The sequence below is a fragment of the Pantoea sp. GbtcB22 genome, from assembly GCF_019091025.1.
GTDB lineage: Bacteria > Pseudomonadota > Gammaproteobacteria > Enterobacterales > Enterobacteriaceae > Pantoea > Pantoea leporis.
Window position 1 is genome coordinate 1 of sequence record NZ_JAGXKB010000589.1, and the last position, 246, is coordinate 246.

At 63.4% G+C, this 246-nt stretch carries 1 pseudogene; it reads left to right on the forward strand.

Going from position 1 to position 246, the window contains the following annotated elements:
- Positions 1-246 (forward strand): annotated as a pseudogene (locus KVT28_RS26065) (transporter); the annotation flags it as partial.

Consider the following 246-nt stretch of genomic DNA (forward strand, 5'->3'; position numbering starts at 1 on the left):
CCATTGCGTTGCTGATTGCGCTGGGACTGGCGGCATGGCTGCTCGGCGCGCGTCGTGGCTGGAGCAAAGAGAAACTGGAAGATCTCACCGGACGTGCGTTTCCCAGCTCCGCCAGCGTGATTCTGGTTGCGGGCGCGGGCGGCGCGTTTGGTAAGGTGCTGGTGGGATCGGGCGTGGGCAAAGCGCTGGCGTTGACGCTGGAAGCCTTGCATCTGCCATTAGTTCCGGCTGCGTTCATTCTGTCGC